Source organism: Kitasatospora sp. NPDC058063, assembly GCF_042885395.1.
Lineage (GTDB): Bacteria > Actinomycetota > Actinomycetes > Streptomycetales > Streptomycetaceae > Kitasatospora > Kitasatospora lactacystinica.
On record NZ_JBHVSD010000006.1, the window covers coordinates 412,157 to 415,171 of the forward strand.

The window sequence follows — 3,015 nt, forward strand, 5'->3', positions numbered from 1 at the left end:
ACGACTGCGGCTGCTGCGGCTGCTGTGGTTGCTGCTGCTGCGGGTTCTGGTAGCCCTGGTACGGCTGCTGGTACTGCCCGGTGGACCAGTCCTCCGGCCGCCGGCCGTCGCTGCGATCAGTCATGCACCGCTCCTGGATCAGTCCCCGCGCGGCGCGTACAGCGCCCGCTTGTCGATGTAGCGGACCACGCCGTCCGGGACGAGGTACCAGACGGGCTCACCCTTGGCGACCCGGTTGCGGCAGTCCGTGGAGGAGATGGCCAGCGCCGGGACCTCCACCAGGGAGACCCCGCCCACCGGAAGCCCGGCGTCCGACAGAGTGTGCCCCGGGCGGGTGCATCCGATGAAGTGGGCCAGCGAGAAGAGCTCGTCGGAGTCGCGCCAGGAGAGGATCTGGGCGAGCGCGTCGGCGCCGGTGATGAAGAAGAGGTCGGCGTCCGGGTGCAGGGCGTGCAGGTCGCGCAGGGTGTCGACGGTGTACGTCGGGCCCTCGCGGTCGATGTCGATCCGGCTGACCGAGAACTGCGGGTTCTCGGCGGTGGCGATGACCGTCATCAGGTAGCGGTCCTCGGCCGGGGTGACGTGGCGGTCGCTCTTCTGCCACGGCTGCCCGGTCGGCACGAAGATCACTTCGTCCAGGTGGAACGCGCTCGCGACCTCACTGGCGGCGACGAGGTGGCCGTGGTGGATCGGGTCGAAGGTGCCGCCCATCACGCCGAGGCGCTTCTTCACCGGTTCCGGTCCGCCGGGATTCCCGGCCTGCTCTCCCATGCCGCCACACCTTACGCGACACCCGTTACGGTGCGGGAACGGCCGGGTGGGGGTTCTCCGCAGATGCGTGAGGGAGCGGCCGGCCGGTGGCCGGACGCTCCCCGAGCGGTCCGCGCGGCCGGCTCAGCGGTCCCGGTTGAAGCGGGTGGTGATGAAGAGCAGGACCAGCAGGATGAACAGCGCGGCGCCACCGGTCAGGGCCGGGTTCAGGCTGTCGTGGTTGCCCCCCTCGCCCTCGGCGAGAAGGTTCAGAACGGGGAGTGCGGCAGCAGTGCTCATGGTCGGCGGGACCTTCTCGGCTCGGGGAACGGACCTGGGGGTGGTTCCGGGCCGGTGAGGGCCCACCCGTCATCGTACGGGGGGTTACACGGCAACCGCTCGGCGGCCCACCGCCGCTGACCGGGCGTGAGCACGAGCCGGGGGCGAGGGCCGGGAACGGGCCGCGAGCCGGCCGGGAACGGGCCGGGAACGGGCCGCGAGCCGGCCGGGAACGGGCCCGGTGACAGGCCCGGGAGGGCCTAGTTGTTCTTGAAGGCGCGGGCCATGATCCAGACCAGCAGGCCGATGCCCACGAAGGACGCGACCACGATGATCCGCAGGAACAGGCCCGGGCCGGTCTCGTCGGAGATGGGCGCGGCCAGGCTGACAAGCGTGTCGGTGGACATCTGCGGGGGCTCCTCGAACTGCTCGGTACCGCGGCCGGGTCCGGTCTCGGTCGTCCAGGACTCAGGTTAAACCGGCCTCACACCGACGCCGCCCACCGGCCCCGGTGACGCGCCCGCCGCCCCGGGACGCTCCGCGCGTACGCTGCCCCCCGGGGACGAGTACGCAACCGCGCGCGTTGCACAGACAGTCGTTGCAGGCGAAGACCAACGGGGGGCGGGCCAGCGGGCCGCGGCCGCCGTCGACCAGGAGGTACTCAGACCATGACCGACACGACCGTGAAGGCCCCGAGCCGCCGCCGCGAACGCTTCCCCGGAATCTCCACCCGGGCGTGGGAGCACCCGGCGGACCGCTCGGCCCTGGTCGCGCTGCGCAAGCTCACCGGCTTCGACGACATCCTGAAGAAGCTCGCCGGCCTGGTCTCCGAGCGGGCGATCCGGCTGATGTTCCTGGCCACCGCCGTGAAGACCTCCGAGCGCCAGTTCCCGGAGCTGCACGACATGGTGCGGGACGCCGCCTACGTGCTCGACCTGGAGCAGGTCCCCGACCTGTACGTCTCCCAGGACCCGACGGTCAACGCGTACTGCATCGGCATCGACACCCCGGTCATCGTGGTCACCAGCGGCCTGGTCGAGCTGCTCGACGAGGAGGAGCTGCGCTCCGTCATCGGCCACGAGGTCGGCCACGCGATGTCCGGCCACGCCGTCTACCGGACGATGCTGATGATCCTCACCAACATCGCCACCCGGATCGCCTGGGTGCCGCTGGGCAACCTGGCGATCACCGCGATCATCACCGCGCTCAAGGAGTGGTTCCGCAAGGCGGAGCTGTCCAGCGACCGGGCCGGCCTGCTCGCCGGACAGGACCTCCAGGCGTCCATGCGGGCCCTGATGAAGCTGGCCGGCGGTCACAACCTGGCCGAGATGAACGTCGACGCCTTCCTGGAGCAGGCCGAGGAGTACGAGAAGGCCGGCGATCTGCGCGACGGCGTGCTCAAGGTGCTCCAGCTGCTGCCGCAGACCCACCCCTTCGCGGTGGTGCGGGTCGCCCAGCTGAAGAAGTGGGCGGAGAGCGACGACTACCGCTCGATCGTGGCCGGCGCCTACCCGCGCCGCGCGGACGACCCGGACGCCTCGGTCTCCGAGCAGTGGAAGGCCGCCGCCGACCACTACACCACCTCGGTCAAGGAGAGCAAGGACCCGCTGATGGGCCTGCTCCGGGACGTCGCCGGCGGCGCGGCGACCGTCGGCGGCAAGCTCCGCGACACCTTCACCGGCGCCGCCGGCCGCAACGGCTCCTCGGGCAACGGTTCCTCGGGCAACGGCTCCGCAGGATCGGGTTCAGCGGGCTCGGGTTCCGCGGACCGCGACGGCAGCTGACCCCCGGGGCCGCGACGACCGCCGGCCCACCACGACCGCGACGGCGGCCGGTGTCCCGTCCGGGGCACCGGCCGCCTCGCCGTTCCACGGCCGCCGGGGCGCGCCTCAGAAAGTGTTGGGTAATTGATCAACTTCGTGGCGTGATGCACTGGCGGTGATCGTCACGGGCGAGGCATCCGCGACGATCACCGCCATGTGTGTC

At 71.4% G+C, this 3,015-nt stretch carries 4 protein-coding genes; 1 reads left to right on the forward strand and 3 read right to left on the reverse strand.

Features of this window, described 5'->3' with window-relative positions; all coding sequences use genetic code 11:
- Positions 1 to 138 precede the first annotated feature (138 nt).
- From nadD to ACFVUY_RS13600, 3 genes are all read right to left on the reverse strand, one after another.
- Positions 139 to 771 carry a nicotinate-nucleotide adenylyltransferase gene (gene nadD / locus ACFVUY_RS13590; RefSeq protein ID WP_049658574.1) on the reverse strand — a complete coding sequence of 211 codons (633 nt, stop codon included), beginning with the start codon at positions 769 to 771 and terminating at the stop codon, positions 139 to 141.
- A 123-nt stretch (positions 772 to 894) separates the two neighbouring features.
- Positions 895 to 1,050, reverse strand: a complete 156-nt coding sequence (locus ACFVUY_RS13595) for a hypothetical protein (protein WP_359910967.1) — start codon at positions 1,048 to 1,050, stop codon at positions 895 to 897.
- Between the two features lie 239 nt (positions 1,051 to 1,289).
- Positions 1,290 to 1,436, reverse strand: a complete 147-nt coding sequence (locus tag ACFVUY_RS13600; protein WP_359910966.1) for a hypothetical protein — start codon at positions 1,434 to 1,436, stop codon at positions 1,290 to 1,292.
- 261 nt (positions 1,437 to 1,697) lie between these two features.
- Here ACFVUY_RS13600 and ACFVUY_RS13605 point away from each other — a divergent pair, with 261 nt between their 5' ends.
- Positions 1,698 to 2,813: a M48 family metallopeptidase gene (locus ACFVUY_RS13605; protein WP_387729745.1), complete on the forward strand. Its 1,116-nt coding sequence runs from the start codon at positions 1,698 to 1,700 to the stop codon at positions 2,811 to 2,813.
- Positions 2,814 to 3,015: the final 202 nt, after the last annotated feature.